Origin of the sequence: Flavobacterium agricola (assembly GCF_025919725.1) — a bacterium.
GTDB lineage: Bacteria > Bacteroidota > Bacteroidia > Flavobacteriales > Flavobacteriaceae > Flavobacterium > Flavobacterium agricola.
Map to the genome: position 1 here is coordinate 315,260 of NZ_CP081495.1, position 17,967 is coordinate 333,226.

Sequence of the window (17,967 nt, forward strand, 5' to 3'; positions counted from 1 at the left end):
ATTTAAATGATGTTATATGAACATAGAAAGAATTTTATCTATTACAGGTAAACCAGGATTATACGAATTAAAGTTACAAACAAGAACAGGATTTGTTGCCGAATCATTAATTGACGGTAAAAAAATAACAGTAGGATTACGTGCTAACGTAAGTTTATTATCTGAAATTTCTATTTATACCCATGAAGGTGAAGTAAAATTAGCAGAAGTTTTTGCTAACATTGCTAAAAAAGAAAATAACGGACCAGCAATTTCTCATAAAGAAGCTAACGACGTTTTAATGAACTATTTTGCTGAAGTTTTACCAAACTACGATGAAGAAAGAGTTTATGTTTCTGACATTAAAAAAGTTTTAAATTGGTATAACTTAATTCAGGCAAAAGGATTCATTACGGAAGAACCTACTGCTGAAACGGTTACTGAAGTAACTACAGAACAAGAATAAGTTTTTACATAAAATATTACATAATAAATCCTACTTTTACGTAGGATTTATTTTTTTATTGGGTTATGAATACAAGAGAACAACAACTAAAAGCGTTTAATGATTTGTTGAACGTGATGGACGATTTGCGTGAAAAATGTCCGTGGGATAAAAAACAAACGTTTGAATCGTTACGTACCAATACTTTAGAAGAAGTTTATGAGCTTACTGATGCCATTGCACAAGGCGATTTAAACGAAATTAAAAAAGAATTGGGCGATGTGTTGTTGCATATTGTTTTTTATTCTAAAATAGCAAGCGAAACCCAAAGTTTTGATATTGGTGATGTTGCTGCAGCTATTACCCAAAAACTAATAGATAGGCACCCTCATATTTACGGAGAAACCGTAGCAGAAAATGAAGAACAGGTTTTACAAAACTGGGAAAAACTTAAATTAAAAGAAGGAAATAAATCGGTGTTGTCTGGCGTTCCTAAAGCGTTACCAACTTTAATAAAAGCTTACCGAATTCAGCAAAAAGTTAGCGGCGTAGGTTTTGACTTTCCGGTTGCTACCGATGCGTTAGCTAAAGTTAATGAAGAAATTAAAGAATTAACAACCGAAGTAGATTCTGGAAATTTGGATAAAGCTGAAGCCGAATTTGGCGATGTTTTATTTAGCTTAATTAATTACGCAAGGTTTTTAAATATAAACCCAGAAACCGCCTTAGAAAGAACCAATACAAAATTTATAAACCGTTTTCAGTACATCGAAACTGTTGCAAAAAATCAAGGTAAAGCTATTACCGATTTAAGCTTGCAAGAAATGGATGTAATTTGGGAACAAGCTAAAAAAGAATTAAAATAATGGAACAAGAAAATTTTAGAGAAGTAATTTTTCAGTACCAAAGTAATATTACTAATGAAGAAGTAAACGAAGCGCTTTGGGCAGAAGTAATAAATGCTGAAGATGGTGTTTTTATGTTGTACAGCATTCCGTTGCACGGATTTTTAATTGCACCTGGCGATATTTTTGTTGCCGTTGAAGAGGAAATTGAGGGTGAAACTCATTTTGTTTTTGATCATGTAACCAATTATTCGGGCAACTCAGTAATTCAAGTTATTATTCCTTACGAAGATAACTCGACCGAGGTTGAACAAACGTTGAATACCTTAACAGAAAAAAATTGTCATATAGAAAAAATTTCTGACAATATTATTTTACTTGCTGTTCCTTTTGAAGTGAATTATCAAGAAGTTAAACAAGTTATTGAAGCTTTAGCTATTTCTGAAATGATTGATTATGCCGAACCAATTATTTCTGACAAGCACCAAGAAGATATAGAAGAAGCACAATTAAATAACTAATTTGTTAATAAAAAAATCCCGAAGGTTAACTTCGGGATTTTTTTATTAACAAATTGAGATTATAGAATTAATTTTTAAAATTTTCATGCACGTATTGGAATATGTAATCCATTGCGTTACCAAAAATAATCCAATTATAAACATCTTGATTGTTTATGTTTCTAATAGCAACGGATGTTCCATCGTAATTATAATACCCATTAAATGTACCGGTTCCTACACTAATAGGGCTTGGGTTACCAAAATATTGGTTGTTTGCATAATTTAAATTCCCCCAGTCAGGATTCATAAAAAATCCTTCACCAAATATCATTGTTTTTCTTTCAGGTTGGCTACCATTTCTAGGTAAATGTATTAATCCGTTTAAACTGCTTGGTAATGTTGCTGGTTCTATTCCAAGCCAAGATGAGTAATCATCTGCTCTTAAAAGCTTACCTTTTGCATTTCCAAACACACCATTCATGAACGGATTATTATCTGGTATGCTGCTATCAAAAACTGATGTGTAAATACTGTATTCATCCTCTGTCGTTGTTACGTTAGCATCATACGTTTGATTTAGTAATTTTTTTATAAAATTTTGATCATCTTGAGATTCAACCCAATAAACAAATCCTTTTTTGTTTTTAATGAAATCTACTAAAACACCTATTATTTCATCATTTGGATTCCAACTCCAACCAATTAATATAACCTGAACTCCTCTATTGTTAATATAATCTCTTAATTGAGTTGCATTTGGAGTTGTATTAAAAATATTTATCGACTCAATTTTTGACTTACCATTTGGACCAAAGTTTTGCGTGTTTCTTAAAGCTGATAAAATTCTGGCACTTGCTGTTCCTGCTACTAAAATTGATTTAGTTGGGATAACAACATTTATGTTTATGTTACAACTAACACCATTAACAGTTACAGTAAATGGTATTCTACCAGCACTTGTAGGCGTTCCTGTACCGTAAACACGTATATTTTGGGTGTTAGCACCTGTAAATGTACCGCTACCAGAAAAACTAAATCCAGGGTTTGTATCACTAGTTATTGTAATGTTATAATTTCCGGCAGATGTGCTTGTAACAGGTATGTCTATATAATGTGTAGCTGTTAATGGGCTGTCTAACCTGTACGTACCAGCAACTACACCCGCATCACAACTAATGTTACCTATTTTCGCATCATTTTCTAAAACATTTACAGTAGCTTCAACAGGGTTATCTATAATTCCCGTACCTGTAATAGGATAATTAAATACTCCGGCTTGTGCAGGAGGATTACCATTTGCAGATAATTTTAATTCAATATTATTTCCAGTTGTTAAATCAGTATCAAATAAACCATAATTTAAACCATTAACTGTTGTAGTTTGGAAGCTAAAATTACCTGGATTAACAACATCAATTAACATTGTAATTGTTTTACCTCTAGAACTTTCACCTCTTACTAGTTCATCTGCATGAATAACACGAATATTTTGGAAACTTACAGATGCAGGTTTAACTTCAACCGTTGCCTTACATGCGATTTCCTCATCGTTTATCGTAATGTTTAAGCTATCTGTACCAGGATTTCTAGGAGTCCCTGTTGCTGGTAATTGTATCAAATAGTTTCCAGCATTAGGGAAACGGCCACTTCTTTCAAAAAAGTAGCCAAGACTTGGATTACTTACTAAAATAGAGTAATCACCAGGTTCAACAACATTTAAAGTAATTTGTAAATAATTCCCTGCATCCATAGCTTTACCTACTTGGTAATCACCATATACTTCTACAGAGTTACAATTAGCAACAATAATTTCAGATGTACCTATGTCTCCACATAAAGAACGCCATCTGTTATTTTTGTAAAAGTTAAAGCAATCGGTATCAGTATTAAAAATTAATAGAGAATTAGGAACATTTGTTATTTCATCACGTTGTTTAGTTGTCATTCTAGGTAATAAAATACCTTTGTCTGCAGAATCAATTTCTAACTGAGCAGCATTATTAATTTGTTTTTGAAAACCAAGTCCAACTTGACCGCCGTGTACAATATTTTCAGAAAATGTTGTTGCGTCAACACCAGTTACATCTGCTTTCCATGGTTCTTCAGGGATTTCAATATTTTGTGTAGAGACAAATAGCTCCCAACTAATTCCGTTAAAGTAATAATATCCATCAGACTCAATGCCGTTGAATTTTGTTTTTGAATGTTCTGGTGCATTTTCAACATCAGAAACATAAATGATTGTTCCTTTTTGTTCTGGTCCGTATAAATCTGATTTAGTAATTAACTCTTGTAAAGTGAGTTTTGGAGCAATGATACCAGGAGCAACTTTTGTATTAGAAAGGTCATGTGCTACTTCTAAAGTAGCCTTTGGATTTGTTGTATTAATACCTACTTGACCATATACAATCCCAGCCTGTATAAAAATGGTAAAGATGATTAATTTTAATATTCTATTCATATTATTTAAAATTAAATTATCGATTGTTTATTACAATAAGTAATAGGAAAAGATATTGTTAAATTATGTTTTTATTGATGATGATTTATGGGTTAATGTTTGAATATTTTAAATAAATAACGATATTAAATTCATATTATTATAAATGTTTTTCTATATTGGAATTGATTTTAAATAAAGAAGCTTTTACTAACTAAGCTTTAGTTATAGAAATATTAGTTATGTGCTATACAAATCTGAAGAGTCTCACTAGAAGTTTATTTAAATATTTAATAGTATAAAAATTGAAATGATAGTAAATAAGAATTCTATGAGTAAATTATATGCTTTTGATAAATTAGTGATTAAACCTAAATAACTTGTTTAAAAAAAGCTAAAAGTAATTAATGATTAATTCTGACATTGCAAAAAGCTTGAGTTAGAGTCTTAACTGTTTCAATTTTATTGACTTTTATTGTTGATAATAATATCAAAATAAAAAAATCCCGAAGTTTACCTTCGGGATTTTTAATTATAAAATTGAGATTATAGAGTTAATTTTTAAAATTTTCATGCACGTATTGGAATATGTAATCCATTGCGTTACCAAAAACAATCCAATTATAAACATCTTGATTGTTAATATTTACAGGGCCAACCGTTGAACCATTATAGCCTATATACCCATTAAATGTACCTGTTCCAACACTAATAGGACTTGGGTTACCAAAATATTGGTTGTTTGCATAGTTCAGATTCCCCCAATCTGGGTTCATAAAGAAACCATTTCCATAAATCATTGTTTTTCTTGCTGGATATCCTCCATTCTGAGGCAATGAAATAAGTCCATTTAAAGAACTTGGTAATGTATTAGGTACAATTCCAATCCAAGATGCAGCATCATCCGCTCTTAAAACTTTTCCTTTTGCATTTCCAAACACCCCATTTAAAAATGGATTATTATCTGGTACCGAATTGTCAAATACGGAAGTGTAAATATTATATGCATCTGGTGTCATGGTTACATTTGCATCAAAAGCACTATCTAAAAGTCTTTTAATATATGTTCCATCACCTTGAGCTTCTACCCAATAAACAAAACCTTTTTTGTTTTTAATGAAGTCAGCTAATATACCTGTGATTTCTGTATTAGGATCCCAACCCCAACCGATTAATATAACCTGAACTCCTCTATTGTTAATATAATCTCTTAATTGAGTTGCATTTGGAGTTGTATTAAAAATATTTATCGACTCAATTTTTGACTTACCATTTGGACCAAAGTTTTGCGTGTTTCTTAAAGCTGATAAAATTCTGGCACTTGCTGTTCCTGCTACTAAAATTGATTTAGTTGGGATAACAACATTTATGTTTATGTTACAACTAACACCATTAACAGTTACAGTAAATGGTATTCTACCAGCACTTGTAGGCGTTCCTGTACCGTAAACACGTATATTTTGGGTGTTAGCACCTGTAAATGTACCGCTACCAGAAAAACTAAATCCAGGGTTTGTATCACTAGTTATTGTAATGTTATAATTTCCGGCAGATGTGCTTGTAACAGGTATGTCTATATAATGTGTAGCTGTTAATGGGCTGTCTAACCTGTACGTACCAGCAACTACACCCGCATCACAACTAATGTTACCTATTTTCGCATCATTTTCTAAAACATTTACAGTAGCTTCAACAGGGTTATCTATAATTCCCGTACCTGTAATAGGATAATTAAATACTCCGGCTTGTGCAGGAGGATTACCATTTGCAGATAATTTTAATTCAATATTATTTCCAGTTGTTAAATCAGTATCAAATAAACCATAATTTAAACCATTAACTGTTGTAGTTTGGAAGCTAAAATTACCTGGATTAACAACATCAATTAACATTGTAATTGTTTTACCTCTAGAACTTTCACCTCTTACTAGTTCATCTGCATGAATAACACGAATATTTTGGAAACTTACAGATGCAGGTTTAACTTCAACCGTTGCCTTACATGCGATTTCCTCATCGTTTATCGTAATGTTTAAGCTATCTGTACCAGGATTTCTAGGAGTCCCTGTTGCTGGTAATTGTATCAAATAGTTTCCAGCATTAGGGAAACGGCCACTTCTTTCAAAAAAGTAGCCAAGACTTGGATTACTTACTAAAATAGAGTAATCACCAGGTTCAACAACATTTAAAGTAATTTGTAAATAATTCCCTGCATCCATAGCTTTACCTACTTGGTAATCACCATATACTTCTACAGAGTTACAATTAGCAACAATAATTTCAGATGTACCTATGTCTCCACATAAAGAACGCCATCTGTTATTTTTGTAAAAGTTAAAGCAATCGGTATCAGTATTAAAAATTAATAGAGAATTAGGAACATTTGTTATTTCATCACGTTGTTTAGTTGTCATTCTAGGTAATAAAATACCTTTGTCTTCCGATGTAATTTCTAGTTGTGCAGATTGGTTAACTTCGGCTCGAAAACCAATGCCTATTTGTCCTCCGTGTACTATGTTTTCGTTAAACGATGTCGCATCTTCACCTGAAATAGCATTTTTCCATGGTTCTTCAGGGATTTCAATATTTTGTGTAGAGACAAATAGCTCCCAACTGATTCCGTTAAAGTAATAATAACCATCAGTTTCAATACCGCTTACGCTATTTTCTAAATTACCTGCTGAATCATGGACATCAGAAACATATAATATTGTTCCTTTTTGTGCATTTCCATACATATTAGTTTTAGCAATTAGCTCATTTATAGTTAATTTTGGAGCCATTATTCCAGGAGCAACTTTACTATTAGTTGCATCAAAAGCTACTTCAAAAGTTGCATTTGGTGTTGTTGTATTAATACCTACTTGTGCATAAATTATATTGACTTGAAGTAGTATAGATAAAACAATTAATTGTAATAGATTTTTCATCTTTTAATTATATTTTAATTATAAAAGTAATTTTGGCGTTATGTATATAATTTAGTTTGAACATTTGATGTGTTATTAACAAGGCAAATGCCAATTTTGTTTTTTACACTTTTTTTAGCGTTGTAATATGATTAAAGTCATGTTTTTACCTTAATGTATTTTTTTTTCATATAATATTCGTTTTATTTTATTTATGTACTCGAATTATGCAAAACAACGCTTTATATTATGAATCATAAAAAAATTAACTTTTAATTCGACAGCTTGTTAATTGTCATCGACAAACGACTCGTATTAATACATGTTTAATATGTTTTTAATATATTTCTAATGTGATTGGTAATTAACTTTGGCTTTTTCTTATAAAATAAAAAAGTCATCACTTTGTATGTGATGACTTTTGATTTTTTTTATATTTGAATAATGCCATTTATAGGAACAAAAAAACCGACTTATTTAAGTCGGTTTTTTGTATATATAAAAGTAATGCTTATAATTTTGCAAAAATGCTTTCCATTTTTTCTCTTTCTTCTTCTGCAAGGACATGGTCAATTAAAATACGACCAGAATGCTCATCAGTAATAATTTTTTTACGAGAAGCAATTTCCATTTGTACTTGCGGTGGAATGGTAAAGAATGAACCTGCAGATGCACCACGTTCAATAGAAACTACAGCTAAACCATTTTTAAAGTTAGAACGAATTCTGTCATAAGCAGCTAATAAACGTACTTCAATAGATTCGCGTAAAATGTTAGATTGGTCAACTAAAAAGTTTTCTTCACGCTCCGTTTCATTCATAATATCGTTTAATTCCGCTTTTTTGTGTTTTAAATGCACTTCACGAGTTTCTAAACGTTCTTTTGTTTGAGCTAAAATATCTTTTTTGTGTTCAATGTTTGCTTTACGTTCTTTAATTTGTTTTTGAGCTAATTCAATTTCAAGTTGTTGAAATTCTACTTCTTTTTCTAAAGCGTTAAATTCTCGGTTGTTACGAACAGAATCTTTTTGCTTTGTGTATTTTTTAATGTTTTCATTATGCTCATCAATTGCAATTTCTTTTTGCTTGATTTCTGCATTAATGTTTTCTAAATCTAGAGTTAGTTTCTCTAAACGAGTGCTTAATCCAGCAACTTCATCTTCTAAATCTTCAACTTCTAAAGGTAATTCTCCTCTAACATTTCTAATTTCATCTATACGAGAATCTACTAGTTGTAAGTCGTAAAGTGCACGTAGTTTTTCTTCTACACTTAGTTCTTTGATGTTTGCCATATATTAAAAATACTTAACTGGATTTGTGTTTTCTTCTGATAAAATAATCGCAAAATTACGTATTTTTTTTGTAATAAACTCATAAATGTAATTTTTTATAAATCTTTCACTTTCAAAATGACCAATATCACACAAAAGCAGTTTATTTTCAGCCTCATAAAACTGATGGTATTTTAAATCTGCTGTTAAAAATGCATCTGCACCTTGCGCTATTGCTGCATTAATTGCAAAACTTCCGCTTCCGCCTAAAACAGCCACGCGCTTTATGGGTTTGTTTATAAATTGAGAATGACGAATGCCTCCGCATTGCATAGTGCTTTTTACATGTTGTAAAAATTCTTGTTCGTTCATTGCCTTATCTAATTCACCAATCTGGCCTAAACCAATATTTTGGTGCGTATTGTCTAAACTTACAATTTGATACGCAACTTCTTCATAAACATGTGCAGAAAACAATGCTTGTAGTATTTTATTTTGAAGATGTTTTTCAAAAACTACTTCAATTTTTACTTCTGCTGTTTCTTCTAAGGTACCTGGAATGCCAACGGTTGGGTTTGATTTTTCATTTCCCATAAAACTACCAATGCCGTTGGAAACAAAACTGCACGAATCGTAATTACCAATTGCTCCAGCACCAGCATTAAACAAAGCTTTTTTAACGGCAATTGCATTTTCTGGCACAGTATACGTTGTAAGTTTTTTAATAAAATTTTCTTTCGGAACTAATATTTTACTATTTCTAATTCCTAACGCATCGCACATAATTTTATTTACCCCGTTTATATGATTGTCTAATGCGGTGTGCACAGCAAAAATTGCAACATCATTTTTTATGGCTTTAATTACTGCACGTTCAACATAATTTTTACCAGTTATTTTTTTTAGGCCTGAAAATAAAATAGGATGAAAACAAACCACCATGTTGCAGTTTTTAGCAAGTGCCTCGTCAATCACGCTTTCAAGCGCATCGTGGCAAATTAAAACACCGGTGCATGTGCGTTGTGCATCCCCAACTAATAAACCAACATTATCAAAATCTTCAGCGTAAGCCAAAGGAGTCATTTCTTCTAAAACCTGAATAATTTCTTTTATCCTCATGTTATAAGCAGTTGTTATTTTTGTAAAAATACTTAATTTCGTAGTATGAAAACAATTCGACGAGTTTTATATCCTTTTTCATTGCTTTATGCTGCAGTTACTGGGGTTAGAAATTTTTTTTACGATAAGGGTATTTTTAAAAGTACTGCCTTTTCGTTGCCTGTTATTGCTGTAGGTAATTTAAGCGTTGGCGGAACGGGTAAAACACCACAGATTGAATATTTAATTCGCTTGTTAAGCAATCATAACCTAAAATTAGCAACAATTTCTCGCGGTTACAAGCGTAAAACTAAAGGAATGGTTGTTGCTACTCCGATGCATACCGCTGCCGATTTGGGTGACGAACCTTTTCAGTTTTATTCTAAATTTAAAGATTTAACCGTAATTGCGAATGGAAATAGGGTAGAAGCCATTCAATATTTACTTGAGCAACCAAAATGCCCGGATGTTGTTTTATTAGATGATGCGATGCAGCATCGTAAAGTTAAAGCCGGTTTTTATGTAATGTTAACCGCTTATCAAGATTTTTTTTATTCTGATTTGGTTTTACCAGCTGGAAATTTACGCGAAAGCAAATGCGGAGCTAAACGTGCAAACTGCATTGTAGTAACCAAATGCCCGAGTGATTTAACTAATATAGAAGCCGAACGTATTAAAAATCGCATTAAAAAATATGCACCACAAATACCGGTTTATTTTTCTGCAATTGCTTACTATACATACATTTATAATCAAAAAGACCAACAATTGTTATCCGATTTAAAAGCAGATTATGTTTTATTGGCTGGAATAGCAAAACCCGAACCTTTTTTTAAACATCTAAAAAAAGAAAATACGTTGCTTTTAAGATATCCGGATCATCATAATTTTACAACGCAAGATATTGAAGATATTAAGCAAAAAGCTTCTGGTAAATTGATTATAACTACAGAAAAAGATTACGTGCGTTTGGTTGGTAAAATACCACAAAATCAATTGTATTATTTACCGATTCAAGCAACTTTTTTATTTGATGAAAGTGAAGCTTTTAATCAGCAAATTTTACGTTATGTTATGCCATCGATTTAAGCGTTAAAACTTGTGAAATGGTTTGATAAAATTTTTCAGACTGAAAAGGTTTTGTAATTACTTCATCCATACCAAAAGCCAATAAAGCTTCTCGGTTTTCGTTTAGCGAAATTGCCGTTAAAGCAATTATAGGTACAGTTGTATTAAATTTTCTAATTTCTTCAGCAGCAATGGTTCCGTTTATTCCCGGTAGGTGAATATCCATTAAAATTAAATCAAACGTGTTTTTTTGAGCAACGGTAATGGCATCATTTCCGTTTTCAACAGTTTCGTAGGTCATTTCTTTTTTAGACAACATTTTTTCGGTAATCATTTGATTAATTTTGTTGTCTTCAACAATTAAAACGTGTTTGTTATGTAAAACAGCTTCGTCATAATCAATTTTAACCGGAACAATTTCGGCTTTGTCACTAATTTGTTGTTCTAATGTTACCGAAAAAGTTGAGCCAACGCCCATTTCGCTTTCTAAACTAATATTTCCACCTAACAATTCAATCAAGCTTTTTACAATGGCTAAACCTAAGCCCGTGCCACCGTATTTACGATTAATTTCGACCGAACCTTGAGTAAAGTTTTCAAAAATAGTTTGTTGCTTTTCTGGCGATATACCAATTCCTGTATCTTTTACCTGCATCAGTAATTTGATGCTATTTTCAGCCTGTTCAATTTGTTTTATGGTTACCAAAACGCTTCCGTTTTTTGCAAACTTCATGGCATTACCAATCAGGTTCATAAAAATTTGAGAAATTTTGGTTGGATCTCCAATAAGCAATGGCGGAATGTTGGCATCAATTTCAAGTTTACAACTAACATCGTTAATACGCGATATTTCTGAAAACGATTCAATTATGTTTTCTAACAATTCACGAATGTTGTAAGTAATTTCTTCAATCTGAACGTTGCCAGATTCTACTCGGTTAATTTCTAAAATATCATTAATAAAACGCAACAAGTAATCACCAGAAAATTCTAAAGATTTTAAATAATGTAGTTGGGTTTCTTTCGGATTTTCCTCCAACAAAATATGGGTAATTCCGTTAATTGCATTTAACGGCGTACGCAGCTCGTGAGAAACGGTTGATAAAAATTCTGAACGCGCTTTGGTAGCTTTTTCGGCATTATTTTTAGCAATTTCTAATTCAGTATTTTTGTTTTGCAACAACAAGTTGATGCGCATTCTTTCCTTATTATTTCGGTATAAGGATAAAGATAATAACGAAAGAACCGATATTAAAGCAATACTCATAATGCTCATTAACTTAATAAATTGCACAGATTGCCCTCCGTTTTTTGTAATTGGTTTTTTACTTATAGAAGATAAGTTTGTGTTGTTTAAAATGGTAAAAGCATTTAAATCAGCAATTTGATTTTGATTTTCTACTTCAATATATTTTTTTAAATATGCTGTAGATTTATCTGAGTTTTTTTGTCGTAAATATAGGTTAGCCAAAGAAAGATAAACCGCTGATTTAATTTTATAATCAATTGTTTCATATTGTTTTTCAATATTTTCAAGGTTTTGTATGGACCAATAAATACTATCTGCAGAAACTAAATTTGATAAATTAACGTAGGCAATTATTGTATTTTTATCGATGCGCTTCAGATCAATAATTTTTTTATATACTGCTTTTGCGTTATCAATTTTACCTAGTTTTTCAAACAAATATGCGCGATCAATTAAAATAGAACTTATGTTTTTTATTCTATGTTCCGGATCAAGCTGTTTGTATATATTACTCGAAATGGAAAAGTTTTCTTCTGCCTTTTCAAAATCATTAAGCTCAGCGTATAAAACGGCAAGTTTATAATATGCTAAAGCTTCAATCTTTTTATTAAATTTTTTAGATATAGAAATACTTCTGCGCAAATTTCTTTCGGCTTCCTTGTACTCATTCTGATTCAGTAAAATTGAGCCAACAGCAAAATACGATTCTGCAATTTGTGGTCTTAAAGAATTGCGAATGGCATATCTTTTTGCTTTTTGTGCGTAAGCAAGCGCTTCGTTGTATTTCTTTTGATTATTTAAGCTATTTGATGCTTCAATATAATAACTAACGCTGTCGTTTTTAACCACATCGGTAGTAGTAAAGGCATGAGCTTTTACTTGCGGGGTTAATAAAAGTAGAAATAAAAAAATACGGAGGATTATATATTTCAAAATTATTTCAGGCTTAGTTTTAGCTAAAAATAGTAATTTTAATTTGAAGTTAAAATATAAAACCCAACAAAAAAGCGAATCTGGTTTTTCAGATTCGCTTTTTTACTATTTTTTATGATGTAAAAATGTAATAAGATCGATTAAACGTGATGAATATCCTATTTCATTATCGTACCAACCTACAACTTTTACCATCTTATCTAAGCACGAAGTAAGTTGTGCATCAAATAAACATGAATGCGTATTTCCTAGCACGTCAACTGAAACAATAGGATCTGTTGTGTAATCTAAAATACCTTTTAATTCGTTTTCAGCCGCTTTTTTAAATGCTGCGTTTATTTCATCCTCAGTAACCTGATTGGTTACATAACAGGTAATATCTGTTAACGATCCGTCAGGAACCGGAACACGAATACCGCCTCCGCCAATTTTACCTTGATATTCCGGAAAAATTTTGGTTAATGCTTTTGCCGCACCTGTTGTTGTCGGAATTATAGATTGTGCCGCACCGCGAGCTCGACGTAAATCTTTGTGCGGTTGGTCATGTAAACTTTGATCGGTGGTATACGAATGCACCGTAGTAACAAACGCTTGTTCTATACCACAAAGCTCCTTAATAATTTTTATCATAGGCGCTGCATTGTTGGTGGTACAACTTGCGTTAGAAACAATAAGCTCACTACCGTCTAAAATAGCTTCGTTTACGCCTAAAACTACGGTTTTTATGCTATCTTCTTCGGGTGGAGCCGATAAAATAACACGTTTAGCACCAGCTTTTATATGCTGGTAAGCCAAATCGTAAGTTTTAAATTTACCTGTACTTTCAACTACAAAATCAATATCTAAAGCTTTCCAATCTAAATGTGTTATTTCACGTTCGTGAAAAAATAAAACGTTTTGATTATCTACTTGAATAGCTTGTTCTGTAAACGAAATTTTGTTTGGTAAAACTCCATGTATGCTATCGTATTTTAACAAATGCGCCATGGTTTTGTTGTCGGCAATATCATTAATTGCTACAACTTGTATTGTTGGGTGGTTGAGTAAAAGTCGAAATAAATTACGGCCAATACGTCCAAATCCATTAATTGCAATTTTAATGTTTTGCATTCTTTACTCTAAAAATTATAATTATAAAATATGTTTTTGTGCGTGGTACGAAGAACGAACCAATGCACCGCTTTCTACATGTCTAAATCCTAAAGCTTTTCCAATTTCTTCGTATTTAGCAAATTGTTCTGGCGTAATAAATTCTTTAACAGGTAAATGTTTTTTACTTGGTTGTAAATATTGCCCAATAGTAACCACATCTACATTTGCGTCGCGTAAATCGTGTAAAGTTTGAATTACTTCATCTTCGGTTTCTCCTAAACCAAGCATAATTCCGGATTTTGTACGACGAATTCCATTTGCTTTTAAGTATTTTAAAACTTCTAAGCTTCGGTCGTATTTTGCCTGAATACGTACTTCGCGTGTTAATCGGCGAACCGTTTCCATGTTGTGCGATACAACTTCTGGGTTTGCTTCAATAATGCGATCAATATTTCTTTCAATTCCTTGAAAATCTGGAATTAAAGTTTCCATCGTAGTTTCAGGATTCATACGGCGAACCGCTTTTACCGTTTCATACCAAATAATAGAACCGCCATCTTTTAAATCATCACGATCTACCGAGGTTAAAACTGCGTGTTTAATTTTCATGATTTTTATAGAACGAGCAACTTTTTCTGGCTCATCCCAATCTACCGTTTCCGGACGACCGGTTTTAACACCACAAAATCCGCACGAACGGGTACAAATGTTACCCAAAATCATAAACGTTGCAGTTCCGTCACCCCAACATTCGCCCATATTAGGACATGATCCTGAAGTACAAATTGTATTTAAGCTATATTTATCTACTAATCCTCTAAGTTCTGTATATTTTTTACCAGTAGGTAGTTTTACGCGCAACCATTTTGGCTTGCCAGTTGCTGGTTTGTTATTTTCTAAAACACTTTCCATAGTATTATTTTTTGCTTTACAAATATACGTAATGTATTTAAGCTAATAAACCTGTTTTGATTTTATATAAAACAATATGTTTAAAAATAAAAAAAATGTATTATTGTAAACTGAACTTTATTAAACATACAATTATGGATTATCCTAAAACACCAGTTGATCGCTGGGTAGTTGAACCAATTAACAAGTTTATAAGCCAATCTACAACCAGCGGAATTGTTTTATTTGTAGCAGCGGTTGTTGCTATATTTTTTGCTAATTCGCCTTGGGCAGAATGGTACCAAAACATATGGCAAAACAAAATAGGTATTAGTTTTAATGACGAATTAGGTTTAAACCTTTCCTTACATCATTGGATTAATGATGGGTTAATGGCTATTTTCTTTTTTGTGGTTGGTTTAGAGCTAAAGCGCGAATTAACCAATGGCGAATTAGCATCACCTAAAAAAGCCATGTTACCTATTTTTGCTGCAATTGGCGGAATGGTAGTGCCAGCTTTGTTTTATGCTTTTTTTAATGCTGGTACAGATGCAGCTCATGGCTGGGGAATACCAATGGCAACTGATATTGCTTTTGCCTTAGGTGTTTTATACATTTTAGGAGATAAAGTACCAACTTCGTTAAAAGTATTTTTAACCGCTTTAGCTATTGTTGATGATTTAGGAGCAGTTGTTGTAATTGCATTATTTTATACCTCGCAAATTTCAATGCTTCATTTAGGAATCGGATTGGCGCTTTTTGGCGTTTTGTTACTTGCTAACCGATTAGGAGTTAAAAATATTTTATTTTATGCCATTATTGGTATTGGCGGTATTTGGGTTGCTTTTTTACTTTCTGGCGTTCATGCAACTATTGCAGCTGTTTTAGCCGCATTTGCAATTCCAACAAACGCAAAGGTTGATGAAAATTATTTTTCAAAGAAAATGACCGCTTTGCGCGATAAATTTGTATCTATTGATCCAGAAAATAAGCAAGAAAAGTTAACCGACGTACAAATTAGTACGATTGAAGATATGGCAACTTTGGCAAAAGATGCTGTTCCGCCATCTCAACGTTTAGAACATGGCTTACATGGTTTTGTTAGTTTTATTGTAATGCCTATTTTTGCTTTAGCAAACGCAGCAATTCCTATTTCATTTGATAGCGGAATTTCTAACGTAACCTTAGGTGTAGCTTTAGGTTTGTTTTTAGGAAAAGTTATTGGTATTGCTGGTTTTACGGTGCTATTAATTAAATTAAAAGTTACTTCTATGCCAAAAGGTATGACATTTATAAACCTTTTAGGAATCGCATTTTTAGCAGCTATTGGTTTTACCATGTCGTTATTTGTAACAGAATTGGCTTTTGATGTACAATTGCATCCTGAATATCCTGGGCAAGCAAAACTTGGTATTTTAATAGCTTCGTTATTAGGCGGAGTAATTGGTTATTTTATTTTGAAGTTAAGCGCAAAAAAACGCGCAGCATAAATACAATAAAAAAAGTCCTTGAAATTTCAAGGACTTTTTTTATTTCTTTTTCTCAATAATTTCTGCCAACAATTTACGAGCACGTAGCAACCTAACTTTTACGTTAGATAACGATTCGTTTAGTTCATCAGCAATTTCCTGATAAGATAATTCCTGAAAATATCGAAGCTGAATTATTTCTTGATAATCGGGTTTTAATTGTTTGATGCAATCTAAAAGCTTTTTTAAGTTTTGTTGCTGAATAATTTCATCTTCAATAGTTGGGGTTGTATCTGCAATGGCGTGCGTGCTAGAAATATTATCTTCATCATCTATTTCAATAAAATTTTGCGTTCTGTTTTTTCTTAAAAAATCAATATGTACATTTTTAGCAATTGCAATAAGCCAAGTATTAAACGCAAACTGATCGTTGTATTGAGCTAATTTATCAAAAGCTTTAGAAAACGTTTCAATAGTAATATCTTCAGCAATGGTTTCGTTTTGCGTGCGTTTTAAAATAAAGTGATAAACTTCATTCCAGTAGGTATGTAATAAATAGGTAAAACCTACCTGATCGCCTTGCATGGCTTTAGATATGTTTAATTTAAGCTTAATAAATTTTATTTCCAATGTACTGGTTTTGAAAATTTGTTATGTATAAAAACAGAAAACTGTGTAAAAATAAGCGTAACTTCTAAAAACGGATACCAATAAACTACATCTTTTTCGTGCAATTTACCGGCACCGCATCCAACAGAAATCCATGTAAATAAGTAGCGAAATGCAATTAAAGCGGTAACCAAAATCCATTGGTGCTGGGTTACCAACAAAACAATAGCTAAAATAAAGAAGCTTATGTTACATGCATAAAAAAGTGCTAATTGCGCTTTGTCAAAAAACTTATAATGTGATGCGGTTGAAACGTGACGGCGTTTTTGTCTGTACCAAGAGTTAAACGTAGTTTTAGGTTCAGAAATTGTAAAGCTTTCTAAACTATAACAAATTTCAGTATTGTTTTTGGTTGCCGCTTGATTAATAAACAAATCATCATCTCCAGATCGGATGCTCATATGATCTATAAAGCCGTTTACTTTATAAAATTCACTTTGGTTGTATGCCAAGTTGCGGCCAACGCCCATATAAGGTTTTCCTTTTTTTGCCCACGAAAAATACTGAATGGCTGTTAACAAGGTTTCGTATCGAATTAATTTGTTTAACAACGAACCTTTAATTTTTTTGTATTTACCGTACCCTAAAACAATTGTTTTTTTCTCGGTAAAATGAGCGGTCATTTCTGCAATCCATTGGTTTGACGGAATAAAACAATCGGCATCAGTAAATAACAAATACGGTTTTTTTGCTGTTTTTATACCTAAAGTTAAAGCGTATTTTTTGTTGCCCCAAAAAGCTTCGTTGTTTTCTACTTTTACCAATCTGATTTTGCTGTGCTGTTTCTCAAATTCTTCAAAAATTTCTAATGTTTCATCGCTTGATGCATCATCAATTAAAATAATTTCGAAATCAGGATAGTTTTGATTGAGTAATTCAGGAATTAAACGCGTTACGTTTTCTGCTTCATTTTTGGCACAAACAATTACAGAAACCGGAACGTGATTCGGATTTTTTTTCTCCGCTTTTTTAAAGCTAAATACCGAAAAAATGCCGATGTAATAAATAAATTGAAGAACAATTATTCCTATAAAAATATATAATAATATATCTAAAAACATATGTGTTTTGCTGAAATTTAGGTTGCAAAAGTAAGTAAGTTTACTT

General features: G+C 32.0%; 14 protein-coding genes. 5 read left to right on the plus strand and 9 right to left on the minus strand.

Features of this window, described 5'->3' with window-relative positions; genetic code table 11:
• Positions 1-16 precede the first annotated feature (16 nt).
• The 3 genes from K5I29_RS01590 (at position 17) to K5I29_RS01600 (ending at position 1,790) form a co-directional block, all read left to right on the plus strand.
• Complete coding sequence (locus K5I29_RS01590) at positions 17-445, plus strand: DUF5606 family protein (protein WP_264434117.1); 429 nt, start codon at positions 17-19, stop codon at positions 443-445.
• Positions 446-510: 65 nt separating this feature from the next.
• Entirely contained in the window at positions 511-1,290 is a 780-nt protein-coding gene (gene mazG, locus K5I29_RS01595) for a nucleoside triphosphate pyrophosphohydrolase (RefSeq protein ID WP_264434118.1), read from the plus strand.
• Entirely contained in the window at positions 1,290-1,790 is a 501-nt protein-coding gene (locus tag K5I29_RS01600) for a DUF4265 domain-containing protein (RefSeq protein WP_264434119.1), read from the plus strand. The genes mazG and K5I29_RS01600 overlap by 1 nt, the downstream gene beginning before the upstream one ends.
• A gap of 67 nt (positions 1,791-1,857) precedes the next feature.
• Here the strand turns inward: K5I29_RS01600 and K5I29_RS01605 are convergent, their stop codons facing one another.
• The 4 genes from K5I29_RS01605 to K5I29_RS01620 form a co-directional block, all read right to left on the minus strand.
• Positions 1,858-4,233, minus strand: a complete 2,376-nt coding sequence (locus tag K5I29_RS01605; RefSeq protein ID WP_264434120.1) for a hypothetical protein — start codon at positions 4,231-4,233, stop codon at positions 1,858-1,860.
• Between the two features lie 533 nt (positions 4,234-4,766).
• A complete protein-coding gene (locus tag K5I29_RS01610) occupies positions 4,767-7,142 on the minus strand; it encodes a hypothetical protein (RefSeq protein WP_264434121.1) in 2,376 nt (791 codons plus the stop codon).
• A gap of 490 nt (positions 7,143-7,632) precedes the next feature.
• Positions 7,633-8,412 carry a zinc ribbon domain-containing protein gene (locus K5I29_RS01615; protein WP_264434122.1) on the minus strand — a complete coding sequence of 260 codons (780 nt, stop codon included), beginning with the start codon at positions 8,410-8,412 and terminating at the stop codon, positions 7,633-7,635.
• 3 nt (positions 8,413-8,415) lie between these two features.
• On the minus strand, positions 8,416-9,510 hold the full coding sequence (locus tag K5I29_RS01620) for a Nif3-like dinuclear metal center hexameric protein (protein WP_264434123.1): 1,095 nt from the start codon (positions 9,508-9,510) through the stop codon (positions 8,416-8,418).
• 45 nt (positions 9,511-9,555) lie between these two features.
• Between K5I29_RS01620 and lpxK the strand changes: the two genes are divergently transcribed.
• Positions 9,556-10,578: a tetraacyldisaccharide 4'-kinase gene (gene lpxK / locus K5I29_RS01625; RefSeq protein ID WP_264434124.1), complete on the plus strand. Its 1,023-nt coding sequence runs from the start codon at positions 9,556-9,558 to the stop codon at positions 10,576-10,578.
• Here the strand turns inward: lpxK and K5I29_RS01630 are convergent.
• The 3 genes from K5I29_RS01630 to lipA form a co-directional block, all read right to left on the minus strand.
• Positions 10,562-12,739: a tetratricopeptide repeat-containing hybrid sensor histidine kinase/response regulator gene (locus K5I29_RS01630; RefSeq protein WP_264434125.1), complete on the minus strand. Its 2,178-nt coding sequence runs from the start codon at positions 12,737-12,739 to the stop codon at positions 10,562-10,564. The genes lpxK and K5I29_RS01630 overlap by 17 nt on opposite strands.
• Before the next feature lie 105 nt (positions 12,740-12,844).
• Positions 12,845-13,849 (minus strand): type I glyceraldehyde-3-phosphate dehydrogenase, encoded by a 1,005-nt coding sequence (gap, locus tag K5I29_RS01635; RefSeq protein ID WP_264434126.1) that lies wholly within the window; start codon positions 13,847-13,849, stop codon positions 12,845-12,847.
• A 21-nt stretch (positions 13,850-13,870) separates the two neighbouring features.
• Positions 13,871-14,743, minus strand: a complete 873-nt coding sequence (gene lipA / locus K5I29_RS01640; protein ID WP_264434127.1) for a lipoyl synthase — start codon at positions 14,741-14,743, stop codon at positions 13,871-13,873.
• Positions 14,744-14,877: 134 nt separating this feature from the next.
• Between lipA and nhaA the strand changes: the two genes are divergently transcribed.
• Positions 14,878-16,212 carry a Na+/H+ antiporter NhaA gene (gene nhaA / locus K5I29_RS01645; protein WP_264434128.1) on the plus strand — a complete coding sequence of 445 codons (1,335 nt, stop codon included), beginning with the start codon at positions 14,878-14,880 and terminating at the stop codon, positions 16,210-16,212.
• 39 nt (positions 16,213-16,251) lie between these two features.
• Here nhaA and K5I29_RS01650 read toward each other — a convergent pair whose 3' ends face one another.
• Both K5I29_RS01650 and K5I29_RS01655 read right to left on the minus strand, forming a co-directional pair.
• On the minus strand, positions 16,252-16,776 hold the full coding sequence (locus K5I29_RS01650) for an RNA polymerase sigma factor (RefSeq protein WP_394358595.1): 525 nt from the start codon (positions 16,774-16,776) through the stop codon (positions 16,252-16,254).
• A gap of 35 nt (positions 16,777-16,811) precedes the next feature.
• A complete protein-coding gene (locus K5I29_RS01655) occupies positions 16,812-17,921 on the minus strand; it encodes a glycosyltransferase (RefSeq protein WP_264434129.1) in 1,110 nt (369 codons plus the stop codon).
• Positions 17,922-17,967: the final 46 nt, after the last annotated feature.